The organism is Marinobacter sp. CA1, from assembly GCF_020546665.1.
GTDB classification, from domain to species: domain Bacteria; phylum Pseudomonadota; class Gammaproteobacteria; order Pseudomonadales; family Oleiphilaceae; genus Marinobacter; species Marinobacter xestospongiae.
In genome coordinates this window covers 431,613-448,670 of the sequence record NZ_CP071785.1, presented here as the reverse complement: position 1 = coordinate 448,670, position 17,058 = coordinate 431,613, and the positions used below count along the sequence as shown (strand labels likewise).

General features: G+C 62.8%; 16 protein-coding genes. 5 read left to right on the top strand and 11 right to left on the bottom strand.

Going from position 1 to position 17,058, the window contains the following annotated elements:
- Positions 1-6: 6 nt before the first annotated feature.
- From argA to coaBC, 7 genes are all read right to left on the bottom strand, one after another.
- The gene (gene argA / locus J2887_RS02080) at positions 7-1,314 is read right to left on the bottom strand and encodes an amino-acid N-acetyltransferase (protein ID WP_227173804.1); all 1,308 of its coding nucleotides are present in this window, start codon (positions 1,312-1,314) and stop codon (positions 7-9) included.
- A 4-nt stretch (positions 1,315-1,318) separates the two neighbouring features.
- Positions 1,319-2,488 (bottom strand): acetylornithine deacetylase, encoded by a 1,170-nt coding sequence (argE, locus tag J2887_RS02075; protein WP_227173803.1) that lies wholly within the window; start codon positions 2,486-2,488, stop codon positions 1,319-1,321.
- Between the two features lie 100 nt (positions 2,489-2,588).
- Positions 2,589-3,863, bottom strand: a complete 1,275-nt coding sequence (locus J2887_RS02070) for an acetylornithine deacetylase (protein ID WP_227173802.1) — start codon at positions 3,861-3,863, stop codon at positions 2,589-2,591.
- A 45-nt stretch (positions 3,864-3,908) separates the two neighbouring features.
- The gene (gene argB / locus J2887_RS02065) at positions 3,909-4,805 is read right to left on the bottom strand and encodes an acetylglutamate kinase (RefSeq protein WP_227173801.1); all 897 of its coding nucleotides are present in this window, start codon (positions 4,803-4,805) and stop codon (positions 3,909-3,911) included.
- Positions 4,806-4,881: 76 nt separating this feature from the next.
- Positions 4,882-7,554 (bottom strand): phosphomannomutase/phosphoglucomutase, encoded by a 2,673-nt coding sequence (locus J2887_RS21735; RefSeq protein ID WP_324197239.1) that lies wholly within the window; start codon positions 7,552-7,554, stop codon positions 4,882-4,884.
- Between the two features lie 121 nt (positions 7,555-7,675).
- Entirely contained in the window at positions 7,676-8,137 is a 462-nt protein-coding gene (dut, locus tag J2887_RS02055; RefSeq protein ID WP_227173800.1) for a dUTP diphosphatase, read from the bottom strand.
- Between the two features lie 47 nt (positions 8,138-8,184).
- Positions 8,185-9,390, bottom strand: a complete 1,206-nt coding sequence (gene coaBC / locus J2887_RS02050; RefSeq protein WP_227173799.1) for a bifunctional phosphopantothenoylcysteine decarboxylase/phosphopantothenate--cysteine ligase CoaBC — start codon at positions 9,388-9,390, stop codon at positions 8,185-8,187.
- 189 nt (positions 9,391-9,579) lie between these two features.
- Between coaBC and radC the strand changes: the two genes are divergently transcribed.
- The 3 genes from radC to rpmG all read left to right on the top strand — a co-directional run bounded on the left by radC (position 9,580) and on the right by rpmG (position 10,866).
- On the top strand, positions 9,580-10,254 hold the full coding sequence (radC, locus tag J2887_RS02045) for a RadC family protein (protein ID WP_227173798.1): 675 nt from the start codon (positions 9,580-9,582) through the stop codon (positions 10,252-10,254).
- A 208-nt stretch (positions 10,255-10,462) separates the two neighbouring features.
- Positions 10,463-10,699 (top strand): 50S ribosomal protein L28, encoded by a 237-nt coding sequence (gene rpmB / locus J2887_RS02040; RefSeq protein WP_092020087.1) that lies wholly within the window; start codon positions 10,463-10,465, stop codon positions 10,697-10,699.
- Positions 10,700-10,710: 11 nt separating this feature from the next.
- Entirely contained in the window at positions 10,711-10,866 is a 156-nt protein-coding gene (rpmG, locus tag J2887_RS02035) for a 50S ribosomal protein L33 (protein ID WP_227173797.1), read from the top strand.
- A 60-nt stretch (positions 10,867-10,926) separates the two neighbouring features.
- On the opposite strand, the gene J2887_RS02030 is transcribed toward rpmG, so the two are convergent.
- From J2887_RS02030 to J2887_RS02020, 3 genes are all read right to left on the bottom strand, one after another.
- The gene (locus J2887_RS02030) at positions 10,927-11,787 is read right to left on the bottom strand and encodes an endonuclease/exonuclease/phosphatase family protein (RefSeq protein WP_227173796.1); all 861 of its coding nucleotides are present in this window, start codon (positions 11,785-11,787) and stop codon (positions 10,927-10,929) included.
- An 83-nt stretch (positions 11,788-11,870) separates the two neighbouring features.
- On the bottom strand, positions 11,871-12,509 hold the full coding sequence (locus J2887_RS02025; RefSeq protein WP_227173795.1) for a thiol:disulfide interchange protein DsbA/DsbL: 639 nt from the start codon (positions 12,507-12,509) through the stop codon (positions 11,871-11,873).
- A 255-nt stretch (positions 12,510-12,764) separates the two neighbouring features.
- Complete coding sequence (locus J2887_RS02020; RefSeq protein ID WP_227173794.1) at positions 12,765-13,379, bottom strand: c-type cytochrome; 615 nt, start codon at positions 13,377-13,379, stop codon at positions 12,765-12,767.
- A gap of 340 nt (positions 13,380-13,719) precedes the next feature.
- Here J2887_RS02020 and yihA point away from each other — a divergent pair, with 340 nt between their 5' ends.
- Positions 13,720-14,349, top strand: coding sequence for a ribosome biogenesis GTP-binding protein YihA/YsxC (yihA, locus tag J2887_RS02015; protein WP_227173793.1), 630 nt, complete (start codon positions 13,720-13,722; stop codon positions 14,347-14,349).
- 182 nt (positions 14,350-14,531) lie between these two features.
- Here yihA and J2887_RS02010 read toward each other — a convergent pair whose 3' ends face one another.
- Complete coding sequence (locus tag J2887_RS02010) at positions 14,532-15,188, bottom strand: TetR/AcrR family transcriptional regulator (protein WP_227173792.1); 657 nt, start codon at positions 15,186-15,188, stop codon at positions 14,532-14,534.
- Positions 15,189-15,508: 320 nt separating this feature from the next.
- On the opposite strand from J2887_RS02010, the gene J2887_RS02005 reads away from it, so the two are divergent.
- Complete coding sequence (locus tag J2887_RS02005) at positions 15,509-16,954, top strand: coniferyl aldehyde dehydrogenase (protein ID WP_227173791.1); 1,446 nt, start codon at positions 15,509-15,511, stop codon at positions 16,952-16,954.
- The last annotated feature ends 104 nt before the right edge of the window (positions 16,955-17,058 follow it).

Sequence of the window (17,058 nt, the reverse complement as noted above, 5' to 3'; positions counted from 1 at the left end):
AGGCCCTCAGAGCGGTTTGACGAACACCTTGGAGTTGCGCTGGGCGTTGTAGGTAGCCAGCTTCGGGCCAGGCAGTGCCTGCACCGTGGAGGGCTGGAAGCCACGCTCGCGAAACCAGTGCTCGGTCTGGGTGGTCAGCACAAACAGCCGCTGGATACCCTGGCGTCGGGCCATCTGCTCCACCGTGGCGAGAATGTCATCACCACGACCGGCGCGGCGGTAGGCCGCATCCACGGCGAAACACGACAACTCACCCGCGCGTTCGTCGGGAAAGTGGTAGAGGGCCGCACAGCCAACCACGGTACCATCCCGCTCCGCCACCACAAAACGGTCGATCTCAGTTTCCAGCATCTCCCGGGAACGGCGTACCAGCACCCCCTGCTCTTCCAGCGGCCGGATCAGCTCCATGATGCCGCCGATGTCTTCCACCCCGGCGGCGCGAATCTGCTCGTAGGTGTCGCCACTGACCAGAGTGCCGGAGCCGTCGCGGGTGAACAGTTCTTCCAGCAACGCACCGTCGGCGGCGTAGCTGATGATATGGGCCCGTTTGACGCCTTTGACACAGGCATCGCAGGCAGCCCGCAGCAGGTCGGCATCGTCCCCGGTCAGGCGCCCGGCGGCCAGCCGGTCAGACGCCTGGCGGGCGGACAGCTCCCGCACCAGAGCACCTTCCTCGTCGAGCACACCCTGGTGGCGAGTGAAGATGATCAGTTTCTCCGCCTGCAGGGCGGCCGCCACCTGACTGCCCACGTCCTCGTAGGAGAGGTTGAAGACGTCGCCGGTGGCCGAATAGCCCTGGGGCGGTACCAACACGATGTGACCCAACTCCAGCAGCCGTTCGATGCCTTCGACGTCAACCCGCCGAACCTTGCCGGTGTAGCCGAAATCGACCCCATCCAGCACCCCGACCGGGCGCGCCGTCACAAAGTTGCCGCTGCTGACCCGGATGCGGGCGTTGTGCATGGGGGAGTTCACCAGCCCCATGGACAGCTGGCTCTCCAGGTGGCTCCGCAGGCCGCCGATGGCCTCCAGCACCAGCGGAAGCTGGCCTTCGCCGGTAATACGCAAACCACGATGGAAACGGGACGACTCGCCGGCTTGATCCAGCCGTCGCTGGATCTGGCTGCGGGCGCCGAAGGTGATCACCAGACGGATGCCCAGACTGCTGAGCAGCGTCAGGTCATGAATGATGTTGATCAGATTGTCGTGGGCAATGGCATCACCGCTGATGGAGAGCACCACAGTACGGCCACGATGGGTATTGATGTACGGCGACGAGTGACGGAACCCGTGCAGCCAGTCATTCGATTTCAAGGAGTTACTCCAGGCAAAAACGTTGGATCAACTGACGCAGCAGGGTCACCGTGGGGGCCACCTGGGACAGCGCCAGGAACTCGTCCGGCTGGTGGGCCTGGTCGATCGAGCCAGGCCCCAGCACCAGGGTCTCCATGCCCAGTTTCTGCAGCCAGGGCGCCTCGGTGGCGAAGGCGACCGCTTCCGCGCGATGACCGGTCAGCGCCTCACAGGCCTTGACCAGCTCGGCGTCGGCGGCGGTCTCAAACGGCGGTACGCCATCAAACAGCGGCTCGAAGGTGAGGTCCAGTTGACGCGCCCGGGCCAGCGGCTGGAGCCGCTCCAGTATGGCCTCGCGCAACTCGGTCATCGCCATGCCCGGCAACGGCCGAAGATCGAAATGCAGCTCGCAGCGACGACAGATGCGATTGGGGTTGTCGCCACCGTGAATGCAACCGAGGTTGAGGGTCGGCACCGCCACCTCGAACGCCGGGTTGCGGTAACGGGCCTGCCAGTCTGCCCGCAGCGCCAGCAGCTCACTCATGGCCTGGTGCATGCCCTCCAGGGCATTGCGACCCAACGCCGGATTGGAGGAATGGCCAGACTGGCCCTCGAACGCCAACCGCTCCATCATGATGCCCTTGTGCATACGGATGGGACGCAGATTGGTGGGTTCGCCGATCACCGCGTAACGGGCCTTGGGGTAACCGGCTTCAGCCAGTGCCCGGGCGCCGTCCATGGAGCTTTCCTCGTCGGCGGTCGCCAGCAGGATCAGCGGCTGCTTCAGCTTTTTCCCCGCCAGCTCCCGGGCTGCCTCGATGGCCAGGGCGAAGAAGCCCTTCATGTCGCAGGTGCCCAGGCCGTACCAGCGATCATCCCGCTCCGTCAGGGTGAAGGGGTCGCTCTGCCAGCGGCTGGGGTCGTAAGGCACGGTGTCGGTGTGGCCGGAGAGCACCAGACCACCGGGACCGCTCCCCAGGGTAGCCACCAGGTTGAACTTGCCATCCCGGCCGGGAACCGGCAACACCTCGGTGCGAAAGCCCAGGGGCTGGAGCCACTCCTCCAGCAGGTTGATCACCGCAGCGTTGCTCTGGTCCCATTCCGGGGAAGCGCTGCTGACCGACGGCAGCGCAATCAGCCGGGCCAGCATGGTCTGGATGTCCGGCGGGGTTGCCACCGGGTTTGCCTGGGTCATCACCGTTCTCCCATCGCCGCTGTCCATCACCACTGTCCATCACCACCGCATGACCACCGTATCACCACGGCGCCATCACCACGGCCCGGTCGCCGTTACTTTATCGGGATGACGGCTGACCACCTCGCCGCCACACTTCCAGGGTGGCCACGGCGCGAACCATCATCGGGTAGGCCACTTCGCCGCCGTCCACCGCCCGCGCTACTTCCAGCTCCCGGTCATCGGCCCGATCCAGACGGCCCTGGACGGTTCGGCCATTGTTCAGAGTAACCCGAACCCGGTGGCCAAGCCATTGCGAGGCGCTCTCCACCGTCACCGTTCGCCAACCCGGCTGGGTCAGACTGCGGTCCCGGGGCACCACCGGTTCGAGGGCCTCGGTGGGCAGCTCGGAAACGGCGGCAGCCACCCGGTTCAGGAACAGCCCGGGAACCTCGGCGCCGTTGTACCGTGCCGCCAGTTCGGCACCGTCGTTAGTCGTGCCGTCAGCTCCAGAGTCCGTATTGGCCGCGCGGACCGGCAGTCCCCAATGACCCTGGCGCGGGTCCAGCACCACCACCAGCTCGCCGCCGTCGGCCAGCCAGCGTCGATAGAGCGCCTGCAACTGGCGACTGGGCGCCAGCCCGGCCTGCCGGAAACGGGCCTTCAGCGCCGCCAGCGCCGAGGCGGTCCACTCGTCAACCGCCAGCCCGGACTCCCGGGCGCAGTAGGCAGCGATTTTCCGCATGGTGCCGCCATCCCGCAGCGTCAGGGTCAACGGACCGGGGGCGTCCTGCCACAGCGACTGCGGCTCCAGCAACCGGAACCGGGCGCCGGGCCAGTCGATCTCGATACTGCCGGTGCCATCGGTCACCAGCTCGGCGTGCAGGCGGTCAGGGCTTTGTCGCAACAGCGCTTCACCACTCACCTCGGTGATGCCGATGCGCACCAGATCGCCACTGCCCAGGCGCTGACGATGGTCCGGCCCGCATACCGGTGCGAAGGAATCGTTGCCACCGTTATCACCAGCGCTGACCCAGCTGCGGAACATCGCGGCGTCCAGCGCCAGACCAACGTCCCGGGCCTGAAACTCCCAGTGCGACGGCAAACGGGCCGGGTCGGCCAGCAGTTGCAACAGCGCCCACGGTGACGAGGCATCCAGCGAGGCCTCGCCAATCTCCAGTGGCTGGGTCAGGTGGAAGGACTGGTAGCCGTTACCCCGCAGGGTCAGCTGACCAGCCACGCTGGAATGGATACTGCCCCACTCCAGCACGCCAAACGATTCCAGCTCGGCGCGGGCCTGCTTCAGGTCCTGCTCCGTCAGCCACCACACCGCCGCCTTGTAGGCCCCGAATGCCACCAGGGCCATCAGAACCAGCGTCATCAACAGTTTCTTCACTCTGGCCTCCCTACATCCTGTCCCGGTCTGCCAACGACACTGCGATCAGTGCCGGGAAATCAGGGTGCCGACACCTTCGTCGGTAAAGATTTCCAGCAGGGTGGCGTGGGCCACCCGGCCATCGATGATGTGGGAGGTCCGTACCCCACTCTCCACCGCGTTCAGGGCGCAGCGGATCTTCGGCAGCATGCCGCCGTGGATGGTGCCGTCCTCAATCAGGTCGTTCACTTCCTGGGCGGTGAGCCCGGTCAACACCTCTCCGTCCTTGCTCTTGAGCCCGGAGACGTTGGTGAGCAGGATCAGCTTCTCGGCTTTCAGCGCCTCGGCCACCTTCCCCGCCACCAGATCGGCGTTGATGTTGTAGGACGCGCCGTCTTCGCCGACCCCAATGGGGGCGATCACCGGAATCACATTGCTGCGGGTCAGCATGTCGATCATCTCGACGTTGACCTCCTGCACCTCGCCAACGTGACCAATATCGATGATCTCTGGGCGGGCCAGTTCGTCCGCGTGGTTTTTCACTTCCAGCTTGCGGGCGCGGATCAGGTTGCCGTCCTTGCCGGTCAGCCCCACCGCCGTGCCGCCCTGCTGGTTGATCAGTGACACTATCTGCTTGTTGACCTGGCCACCGAGCACCATTTCCACCACGTCCATGGTTTCGCTGTCGGTCACCCGCATGCCGTTAATGAAGTGAGACTTGATGTTCAGGCGCTCCAGCAGCTCACCGATCTGTGGACCACCACCGTGAACCACGATGGGATTGATACCCACCAGTTTCATAAGCACCATGTCACGGGCAAAGCTGCGCTGCAGGTCCTCATTCTCCATGGCGTTACCGCCGTACTTGATGACCACCGTCTTACCGGTAAACCGTTGGATGTAGGGCAGGCCTTTGCTCAATACCGCAGCCACCTGCATTGCCGTTTCACGATCCAGTGCCATTCTCTGCCTTACTCATCGAAGTGTTGTTGGGGAGGGCCGGCGGCCGTTGCCTGCCAGGCCCTTGGTAGGGAGCGATTCAGAATTCCGCCACCAGGTCCGGGGAGACTTTCTGGAGCTGTTCCCGAAACACGGTCTTGATGCGTTCCAGGGCGTCGCCGGACTCCGCCTCGAAGCGCAGCACCAGTACCGGTGTAGTGTTGGAGGCGCGACACAGGCCCCAGCCGTCCGGGTAGTCCACCCGCACACCGTCAATGGTGCTGATGCTGCCATCGCCGAAGTCACCTTCGCTGCTGAGTTTCTCCACCAGCGAGAACTTGCTGTCTTCGGTCACCGCCACGTTGAGCTCCGGGGTGCTGACGTCCTCGGGGAAGTCGGCAAACACCTCATCGCTCTGGCGATCTTCCACCCCGAGGATTTCCAGCAGGCGGGCGGCGGAATAGAGGCCATCGTCAAAGCCGTACCAGCGTTCCTGGAAGAAGACATGACCACTCATTTCCCCTGCCAGCAGAGCGCCGGTTTCCTTCATCTTCGCCTTCATCAGTGAATGGCCGGTTTTCCACATGATCGGCCGGCCACCGGCCTCGTTGATCACGCTGGCCAGGCGGCGACTGCATTTGACGTCGTAGAGCACATCCGAGCCCGGGTTGCGGGAGACCACGTCGCGGGCAAACAGCATCATCAGCCGATCTGGCCAGACGATCTTGCCGCTGTTGGTCACCACACCCAGACGGTCGCCGTCGCCGTCAAACGCCAGACCGAGGTCTGCGCCTTCGCTTTTAACTCGCTCGATCAGGTCACTGAGATTCTCCGGCTTGCCCGGGTCCGGATGGTGGTTGGGGAAACTGCCATCGACTTCGCAGTACATCGGAATGACTTCACAGCCCAGTTCTTCCACCAGGATCGGTGCCAGTTCGCCGGCAATGCCGTTGCCGGCATCCAGCACCACCTTGAGCGGTGCCGCCACGGCGATGTCGCCAAGAATCCGATCCAGGTAGGGACGACGGACATCTTCCTGACGGCTCTGGCCCTGCCCCGTGGCGAAATCGCCGGTCTGGATGCGTTGCAGCAGCCCCTGGATGGCATCGCCGGACAGGGTCTCACCACCGAGCATCATCTTCAGGCCGTTGTAGTTGGCCGGGTTGTGGCTGCCGGTCACCATCACCCCGGAACCGGTTTCCAGCTGATGGGTGGCGAAGTACAGCACCGGCGTGGGTACCGCGCCGATGTCGATCACATTGCAGCCGGTTGCCATCAGGCCATTGCCCAGCGCCACGGCCAGCTCTGGACTGGAGTGACGGCCATCGTAGCCGACACAGAGGGTATCGAGGCCACGCTGGCGTGCCTCGCTGCCAATGGCCCGGCCGATGGTTTCCACCACCGCCGGCGTCAGCGTCTCACCGACAATGCCGCGGATGTCGTAGGCGCGGAAGATGCCCGGATCAACCAACACCTGGGCCGCCGGCTGTTCCTCGATTCCGAGCTCATCCGCCGCACTGTCCAGGCTGTCACCCAGGCCCAACAGGTCGTCGTCGCCGTCCAGCATGTCGATGTCCAGCATATCCTTGTCCTGGAACAGCGGTTCTTCGGCTGCTGGCGCCGCCTTGGCGCCTGCGGCCGACTCGGAGGCAGGGGCAGCAGCCCGCGCAGCGGGCCTGGCTCGTGCGGCTTCAGCAGCCTTGAGCAGCCGCTTCTCAATCGCCTGGGACAGGCGCTGGAGCACATCCGCCATGGTCGCCAGGGTCTCCCAGGACATGGCGGGCAATTTCTGGCGCTCGCCACTGAAGGTCTTCTGAGCCCACTGGATCAGCGCCGTGGACTCCTGACGCAGGGACTTCTGGGCCTGGCCCAGTAACAGCCAGACGATCACCGCGGCCACCAGCAGCGGCGCCACCACCATCGCCAGCGCCAGCATCGGATTGAGCACTGGCGCCAGGCTCATACCCGGAGTCACCTGCAGGGTCCAGTTGGGGATGTCGAGACTGCGTTCCACCACGGCACCCTGGCCGGAGCCCTGGGCCACCACGGTATTGGTATTGCCGGATACCGTCTGCACCAGGGCCACCCGGGCACTCTGCTCTGCACTAGCACTGGTCAGTGCCGGCGCCAGGATATCCGCGTCCATCACCACCAGCAGACTGCCTTCCACCGCCTGACTGGTGGGGTTCCGCACCGGCGCGGCGATCTGCACAAACCAGTTGCCATCCCGGGGAAACGCATCCGGACTCAGCGCCCGGCCGGACTCGGCACGGCGCGCCAGGTCCAGGCTGGCAAAGCCAAGCCGCACCGACCCCACCGCCGAGCGGGGCACCCGGCCATAGGGGAACAGGTGGACCTCCTGAATCCCCGGCATCAGCCGTTGCAGATCGGCACTGATTTGCTGGGTGGCCGCCTGGTTGCCCAAGGCATCACGGACCTGATCCAGCTCTGACATCCCACCGACCAGGGCCTGAAGACCCGCCACCCGTTGCTCAAACCGGACTTCGGCCTGGTCTGCCAGACGCTCCGCCACCGCCTGCTGGCGACGAGTCTCCGCCGGCTGAAAAACCAGCAGGTAGAGCAGGGCTGCGGCGACCGCGGCGGCAATCACCACCACCGCAGCCTGCATTCCGGCGACACTGCCGAGTCGCTTCAGGGAAGGCTCCCCTTTACCTTTGTCGGCTTTTCTCTTCTGCTTGGCAGAAGCGTCCTTTTTGTCTTTCGGCTTTGCCGGCACGTCGTCGTCCGACGGCTTTTTCTTCCCCAGTTTCATAGCCAACCCTGCATGCCAGTTGCGTATCGGTGACGACACGATGATTCGTAGGAATATGATTTAGAGCAACAAATGTTTAGTGGAAAAGTATAGTCACCCTACCCGAGGGAGAGCGAATCCCTCAGTGCTTACCGGTGGAGCCGAAGCCACCGGCACCACGATCGCTGCTCTCGAAGCTGTCCACCAGCTCAAATTCCGCCTGCACCACCGGTACCAGCACCAGCTGGGCAATGCGCTCCCCGGCCTCGATGGTGAACGTGGTGTTGCCCCGGTTCCAGCAGGACACCATCAGCTCGCCCTGATAGTCGGAATCGATCAGTCCCACCAGGTTGCCCAGCACAATGCCATGCTTGTGACCCAGCCCGCTGCGGGGCAGAATCATCGCCGCCAGCGAAGGATCACCGATGTGGATCGCCAGACCGGTTTTCAGCAGCTCGGTCTGACCGGGTTCCAGGGTCAGCGGCTGATCCAGGCAGGCCCGCAGATCGAGCCCGGCGGAGCCATCGGTGGCGTATTCCGGCAGCGGGATGGTATCGCCGATGCGGGGGTCCAGCACCCGCACCTGTAAAGATTGTTTGGTCATCCAGATTCCTTAATAAACGTTTGCGTTCCGCGCCGCAGTAAACGGCATCAGCCGGCACTGGCCCGGTCACGGTAGCGGTCGGCGATCAACGCCACCAGTTTGGTCGCCAGTTCGGCCTTGCCCTGGGCCTCGAAGGGCTGCTCGCCGTCGGCCCAGAACACCGTCACGGCGTTGTCGTCGCTGTTGAATCCCAGCCCGGGGCGGGACACATCGTTGGCAACGATCATGTTGAGGTTTTTGCGTTGCATTTTATCGCGGGCGTAGCGGGCCACGTCTGTGGTCTCCGCCGCAAATCCGACGGTAAATGGGGCGCTCTCGCGACAAGATATTGTCGCAAGCGTATCGGGATTGCGCACCAGAGCCAATGACATGGCGCGCTCGGATTTCTTGATCTTCTGATCCGCACACTGGTCTGGGCGGTAATCCGCCACCGCCGCCGTGGCGATGAAAATGTCGCAACCGGCATCGACCGCCTCACTGGCGCCCGCCAGCATATCGGCCGCTGTCACCACCGGCACCACCGCAACCCCGTCCGGCGCCGCCAGGGCCACCGGCCCGCTCACCAGCGTGACCTCGGCACCCGCAGCCCGGGCCGCCGCCGCCAGGGCGTACCCCATTTTGCCGGAGCTGTGATTGCTGATGTAGCGCACCGGGTCGATCGGCTCACGGGTGGGACCGGCGGTAATCACCAGTCGCAGCCCTGCCAGCACACCGTCAACCGGCACCTGCAGCCTGGCCAGCAGGGCCTGGGGTTCGAGCATCCGGCCGGGGCCGGTGTCGCCACAGGCCTGCTCGCCCTGGTCCGGTCCCCACAGCGACACCTGGGGGTCGTCCGCCAGCAGGGCGACGTTGCGCTGGGTGCGGGCATTGCGCCACATCGCCTGATTCATCGCCGGCGCCAGCACAATGGGCGCCTCGGTGGCACTGCACACGGTGGTGAGCAGGTCATCCGCCATGCCCTGGGCGAAGCGGGCAAGGAAGTCCGCCGACGCCGGAGCCACCAGCACCAGCTCGGCCCACTTGGCCAGCTCGATGTGCCCCATGCCGGCCTCCGCTTCCGGGTCCAGCAATGAGGTCCGCACCGGCTCGCCACTGAGGGCCTGGAAGGTCAGCGGCGTCACAAAGGCCTCGGCACCGCCGGTCATCACCACCCGCACCTCGTGCCCGGCCTTGCGCAGCAGGCGAACCAGCTCGGCACTCTTGTAGGCCGCGATACCGCCGGTTACTCCCAGCAGGATGCGTTTCTGCACCATGTCCTCTCCCGTTTGATCTCGCCAAAAGCCTTGAAAATCAAGGCACCCTGTTAGCAAACCCAGGGGCGTATAAGATAGCACCGCTGGCCGCCCATCGACAGCCCGCCAACTGTGGTAGTCTCATCGTCACGGACACCGTAAACCCGGCTCAGGACGAGCCGTTATCGACATCAAGGGAAAGGATTCACCATGTCACAATCTTCCTGGCCCCGGGACCAACGCCCCAGGGAACGCCTGCTGGCCCATGGCGCCGGCAGCCTCTCCGACGCCGAACTGCTGGCCATCTTCCTGCGCACCGGCACCAGCGGCACACCGGTGATGGCGCTGGCGCAGCAACTGATCGAGCGCTTCACCAGTCTGCGGGGCCTGATGACCGCCAGCCAGCGCCAGTTCTGCGACGTCCGCGGCCTGGGCAGCGCCAAGTACGCCCAGATTCAGGCCGCCATGGAGATGGCCCGGCGAGTGATGGACGAACCTCTGCGCCAGGGCGACCCGCTGCGCTCTCCGGAGGACACCCGGCGCTATCTGTGCAGTCGCCTGGGCACCTATCCCCACGAGGTGTTTGCCGGCCTGTTCCTGGACAACCGCCACCGGGTGATCCAGTATCGCGAGCTGTTCCGCGGCACCATTGACGGCGCCGCGGTCTATCCCCGGGAAGTGGTGCGTCAGGCTCTCGAGGATAACGCCGCCGCGGTGATCTTCGCCCACAACCACCCGTCCGGCGTCGCCGAGCCCAGCCAGGCGGATGTCGCCCTCACCAAACGGCTGCGGGAAGCCCTGGGGCTGGTGGACATTCGGGTGCTGGACCATATGGTGGTGGGGCACGGTGAGGTGGTTTCCCTGGCAGAACGGGGTCTGTTGTGAAAACGGGGGCTTAGCCGATGGCCTGGCCAAATTCCCAACAATTTTTTGCTTTGCCTGGGCAGTTCTGGTATAAAAGCGTCCCTTTCTGGCGGCGTCTGGCGGGCAGCGTGCACTCAGGGGCGCAATAGCAGAGGCGCGAGTAGCAACCAGAGACGCAATTTAACGAATTCGTTCTTTAAGTAGACCAACGCTCAGGTCGGAGGCAAGTATGTCCAGAGTTTGTCAGGTTACCGGTAAGCGACCGGTCACCGGTAACAATGTTTCTCACGCAATGAACCACACCAAGCGTCGTTTTCTGCCGAACCTGCAGAACCATCGCTTCTGGGTCGAGTCCGAGAAACGTTTCGTGAAGCTGCGCGTATCCACCAAGGGCATGCGCATCATCGATAAAAAAGGCATTGACGCTGTGCTGGCCGATCTTCGCGCCCGCGGCGAGAAAGTTTAAGGAGCCGCATCATGCGCGAAAAGATCAAGCTGGTATCCTCAGCAGGCACAGGCCACTTCTACACTACGGTGAAGAACAAGCGTAACACCCCGGAAAAGATCGAGATCAAAAAGTACGATCCGGTGGTTCGCAAGCACGTGGCGTACAAAGAAGCCAAGATCAAGTAATTTGATCTCCGGCCACAAAAAACCCGGCAACCGCCGGGTTTTTTGTGGCCACCAATCGACTCAGAAAGTCTCCAGATACCCCTTCGGCAAGGCGATATCCATCGCAATTGGCAGGTGATCCGACATTGGGTAGCTGACCACCTCGGAACGCCGTATTTCCAGGCTGGGGCTCACCAGAATATGGTCCAGCGCCCGCTCCGGCCGCCAGCTGGGAAAGCTGTGGGCCGTCTCCGGCAGCGGCACCAGGTTCGCCTCCTTCAGCGGTGTACCGCTCAACAACTCTTCGGCGTGGTTGTTCATATCCCCCATCAGCACCACATGCTGGTACTGACTGATCAGCTCATGGATATACCCCAACTGCTTCTGCTGCGCGGTTTTGTTCAGGGACAGATGCATCATCACCAGCACCAGCGGATCGTCCTCGGCACCGTAACGGGCGATGATCGCACCGCGACCCGGAATCAGCCCCGGCAGCCGGTGCTCACAGACATCCAGGGGCCGGAATCGGCTCAACAGACCGTTGGAATGCTGGGCCAGCTGACCCAGGTTACGGTTGAGCTGCTGGTACCAGTAGGGAATACCCGCCGCCTCCGCCAGGTACTGAACCTGGTTGATGTAGCCACTACGCAGGCTGCCGCCGTCACACTCCTGTAGCGCCACCACATCGTAGCCACGCAACAGCCCGGCGATCCGGTCCAGGTTTTCGATACGACGACGATGGGGCAGGAAGTGCTGCCAGCTGCGGGTAAGGTAATGGTGGTAGGAGGAGGTACTGATGCCGACCTGGATGTTGAAGGTCAACAGGCGGATATGTCGATGGGGCTCGAAGTCCGGGACATGGACCTCGCCCGAGCAGGCACCCCGAGGTTGAGACTCGGTGCCAAGCATGCCATTGAGCTGCTTACGGATTCGCTTGTACATGGACGGCTCGCCTCACTACCTCCAGGCCTTTCGTCTCCCTGACACACACCGCCGGACCCGTTCAGGTCCGGCGGCGCAGCGAATCAGCGCGCGTCGCGCTCCTTCGCCACCAGGTAGTCTACCACTTCCAGCATGGCTTCATGGCTACCCGCCCCAGTGCCGGTGACCGTGTACTTGCCATTTACCAGCATAGTCGGAGTTCCGGTGATGCGGGCACCACGGATCTGTGACTGGGCCTGCTGGAACTGGGCACTGACCCCGAAACTCTCGTAGGCGGCTACGAACTCAGCCTTGTCGACACCATAGTCCGACAGGAACTCACCCAGGGCATCGGCATCGTTGAGCGCCCGACGCTCCACCGCCAGCGCCTTGAACAGCGCATCGTTGGTGGTGTCATTGAGCTGATCGATGGCCTTGAGGGCATAGAACGCCATGGCATGAGGGGTCCAGGAACGCCCCAGCGCAGCCGGTACCATCTCAAAACTGACGTTTTCAGCCTGCTTGTCCGCCCACGCCTCAACCAGCGGCTTGAAGCGGTAACAGTGGCCACAGCCATACCAGAATACTTCAGCCACCTCGATCACATCGGGGTTACTGGTGCGCACCGGATTGCTCAGGCGCTCATAGTGGCGCCCTTCTTCCCAGGAACCGTCGGCGGCCTGGGCTGAAAAAGCCGTGAGCGCCAACATCAGGCTCAGCGCCACGTTCAGTAGTTTGGTCATCGATTTTCTCCACATTGCAAGGGATTGGCCCGACGGGCCCGATTCGTCGTCATGCCCGCGCTGTGACCATGCACCAGCCAAATAGTTCTGGCCAGGCAGCTTACGCCCTGTTCATCCGGGCTCCGACGATGCCCCAAATTATCGATAAACAGCCACATTTATCCACGCCTGGCAGGTTACGCCATGTTAATCCAGCCAGTTCGGCCACAAAAAAACCCGCACACGGCGGGTTTTCTGCAACAACGTCTACCGGCCTTAGTGCAGGCCAGATACGTAGTTGGCAACTGCTTCGATCTCGGCATCCGTCAGGCGAGACGCCACATCAGCCATGATCTGGGCGTTGGCGGTGGCAGCACGCTCACCATCGCGGAAGGCCCGCAGCTGCTTGGCCACGTACTCGGCGTTCTGGCCACTCAGACGGGGATAGCCGGCCGGCTCGTTACCCTTGCCCTGAGGGTTGTGACAGCCGGCACAGGCGGGAACGCCAGAGGCCATGTTACCACCGCGGTAGATCGCAGAACCGCGCTCCACCAGCGCCGGGTCGGCCTGGTTCAGGCCCACGGGCTGTTGGTCAAAATAGGCTGCCAGGTCCTGCAGATTCTGGTCAGACAGACCATTCAGCTGGCCAGCCATCTCCGGAATGTTCCGGGTGCCATCCTGGATATGCTTGAGCTGGCGGGTAAGGTAGACCTCGCCCATGCCGGCCAGTTTCGGGTAGTTGCCCATGAGTGGCTGGGCACCGCCCTGGCCGTGGCAGCTCTGACACGCCATACCCGACACCAGCTCTTTACCAGCTTCAGGATCTCCCGCCCCGTAAGCCACGGCACTGAGGCTAACGCCGAGAACTACTCCTGCGATCAGTTTTTTCATGCTCGCTCCGCTTCTCTCTCATCTTAAAACCGATTATTCGTCATACAGCCGGCGGGCCTGGGCCAAGGAGGTGCTGCGTGAACCCGGCTCGCCGAACACCTCTTACCGGCAACGTGGCCGCCACCGGAAAGAACCCCAAACCGCAGGCAAGAGGTTGACGGGCCGTCTGCGAAGGGCCTTTTTGCCAGAAAACGCGAGGCTGGGCCTTGACCTAAGACAGTTTCACGCAGCCTCGGTTCTCCGGGGCTGTCAGCAGCTACGCTCGGCGTGCCGCCTGAAATTGGTGTAGCATTATACATTAATCCCTGATAACTGAAATCCAATAGGAAAGCCTAAATTCGTGTCGGCCGAACAGCAGTCCAAACCCGTATCCTTTAACAGCGCCCGCTTCCTGATCAGCGCCTCGCGGCTGGACGAATGTCCGCCCGACGACGGTGTCGAAATCGCGTTTGCCGGTCGCTCCAACGCTGGCAAGTCCAGCGCCATCAACTGCATCACCGGCCATGGTAAGCTGGCCCGCACCAGTAAGACACCGGGACGCACCCGGCTGATCAACTTCTTCAGCCTCAATCGAGAACACTGCCGCCTGGTGGACCTGCCCGGCTACGGCTACGCCAAGGTCTCCCGCAACATGAAGGAAGACTGGCAGGAACACCTGGGTCATTACCTCAACGATCGCCGCTGCCTGCGGGGACTGGTACTGGTGATGGACATCCGCCACCCACTCACCGAGTTCGACCGGATGATGGTGGATTGGTGCGAGCACAACCAGGTGCCACTGACCATCCTGGTCACCAAGGCGGACAAACTGAAGTTCGGGCAGGCCAAGACCACCATGCTGACCATCGCCAAGGAACTGAAACAGCAGCAGTTTGTGGAAAATCTGGTGATGTTTTCCGCCACCACCAAGCGCGGTCTCGATGAAACCCGCGACATTCTCAGCCAATGGTTTGAGCCCCCACCCCGGTGAAATGATCCGCCAGGCGGCCGGCGTCCACCCCTAAAAAAGCCGGCGTCCCGCATCGGGACCCGGCCAAACGTCAGGGTTATCGACGTGCTAAAACCCGAGCGAACGCTCAGGAGACGCCCCGGAAGTCCGAATCCTTGGGCGTGTATGTACGACCCGGCGACAGATCCAAAAGTTCCGGGAAACTAATCAGCCTCCGGCAAATCCGGCCGGTACCGCTCCCGCAACGCCAGCACCGCCTCATGGTGAGGCTCGGTGACGTAGGGCAGCTCCAGCGTCAGCACCTGGAAGATACCCTGCTTGAGCTTGGTCTTGTTGAGACTGCAGGACAGCTCGGTGCCGTGGGCGGTCTTCAGGAACGCCATCCAGTTGGTGATCACCAACCACACGTTCAGCGCCAGCGCGGCGCGCATCTCCTCGGTCTGCGGCTGCAGCACTTGACCATCGGACAGCCCGGCGAAAATCCGGTTGATGGCGTCCAGGCAGCGGTTGGTGAAACGGCGATAGTCCTCCCGCAGGCGCTCGTCACTGTCGAGCAGAAACTCCAGATCGCGGTGAAAGAAACGATAACTCCAGAGCCCGTCAAACACCGACTCCAGGTAGAACATCTTGTCTTCCAGCGTCAGTGAGCGCCCCTCCGGCACCTGGAGGTAATAATCCACCAGCTTTTCATACTCCAGGAAGATCTCGTAGATGATGTCGGACTTGTTACGGAAGTGGTAATAGAGGTTGCCCGGCGAGATCGCCAGGTGGGCGGCAATGTGGTTGGTGGTGACGTTGCGCTCGCCCCGCTCGTTAAACAGATCCAGACTGGCAAGGATGATTTTATCTCTTGTTTTCATAGACTCACTGCTTGCACTCAGCGCTGTCCGGCAACGCATCGTGGGTGGCAATTCCGGCATGGCCCGATCGGCCACCCCTTCCCTTGACTGACTAGAGTATATACTCTAATAATACACCAAAGATCAAATCGAACAGTTTCTGTACAGCCGCAAAACCCTGAACGGCAGCCCTGAACAGAAATGCAGTCCTGAACAAACACAGACCTGCACAGACACACCCGGGAACCGGCCTGACACAGCGCACGACCGGCCAGCCTCCCGGCCACGATAAAACGCCATCCGCCCGTGCTGACACGGTCCGGGGAGACGAGGAGAGAATCATGGGTGCAACCGTCATCGAGTTGACCGAAAGCAAGAAGCAGATTCAACACATCGGCCAGGTTTTCAACGCCCAGCGCGCGGCCTTCCGCAAAAACCCGATGCCCTCGGCCACGGAACGACTGGAAAACCTCAAGCGCCTCAAACGCGCCCTGCTCAGCAACCAGGAACGACTGCTCGAGGCCATCGACCAGGATTTCAGCTGCCGCTCCCGCGATGAGACCCGGATTGCCGAAATCATGCCGTCGGTGCAGGGCATCAACTACGCCATGAAACACCTGGAAGGCTGGATGAAGCCATCCAAACGTCACGTGTCGGTGCTGTTCCAGCCCGCCAGCAACCAGGTGTTTTACCAACCCAAGGGCGTCGTCGGCATCATCGTGCCGTGGAACTACCCACTGTTCCTCGCCATCGGGCCACTGGTCGCCGCCCTGGCCGCCGGTAACCGGGCGATGATCAAGATGTCCGAGTTCACCCCGCACACCTCCGCGCTGGTCCACGATATCCTCAGCGCCACCTTCCCGGAAGATCTGGTGTCCGTCATTCTCGGTGAGGCCGATGTCGCCGCGGATTTCTCCGGCCGTGCGTTTGACCACCTGCTGTTTACCGGTTCCACCTCCGTCGGCCGGATCGTCATGCGGGCCGCCGCCGAGAACCTGACCCCGGTCACCCTGGAGCTGGGCGGCAAATCCCCGGCACTGGTGTCCGCTGATGTTCCCATGGCCGATGCGGCGCAACGGATTGCCTTCGGCAAGGCCTTCAACGCTGGCCAGACCTGCGTCGCCCCGGATTACGTGCTGTGCCCGGCCGACCGCCTGCAGAGCTTCGTCGACGAATTCCGCAGCCAGTTCTCCACCATGTACCCAAGCCTGCGGGACAACGATGACTACACCGCCATCATCAACGAACGCCAGTACGACCGGCTGCGGGGCTACCTGGACGACGCCCGGGACAAGGGCGCCGAGATCATCGAGATCAACCCAGCCGGGGAGAACCTGAGTGACGGCACCCGCAAGATTCCGCTGACCCTGGTGCTCAACACCACCCCGGACATGAAACTGATGCAGGACGAGATCTTCGGCCCGATCCTGCCAGTGGTGAGCTATGACAGCCTCGACGACGCCATCCACTACATCAATGAGCGGCCACGTCCGCTGGCACTGTACTATTTCGGCTACGACAAGGGTCTGCAACAGCACGTCACCGAAAGCACCCACTCCGGTGGCATGTGCATCAACGACGCGCTGATGCACGTTGCCCAGGACGACCTGCCCTTTGGCGGCATTGGTGACTCTGGCATGGGCCATTACCACGGCAAGGAAGGCTTCCTGACCTTCTCCCACGCCCGCTCCATCTTCACCAAGCAGCGCTTCAACAGCGGCAAGTATGTCTATGCCCCCCATGGCACCGCCATGCACAAGCTGGTGTACAAGCTGTTTATCCGCTAAGCTCCACTGCCGGCCCGCGCTGACCGCCGGGCCGGCCACCCAGCTATACCACCCCCCCTGCCAACCGGATTGCGCACCAGATCATCGCTGTCACCGTACCGACG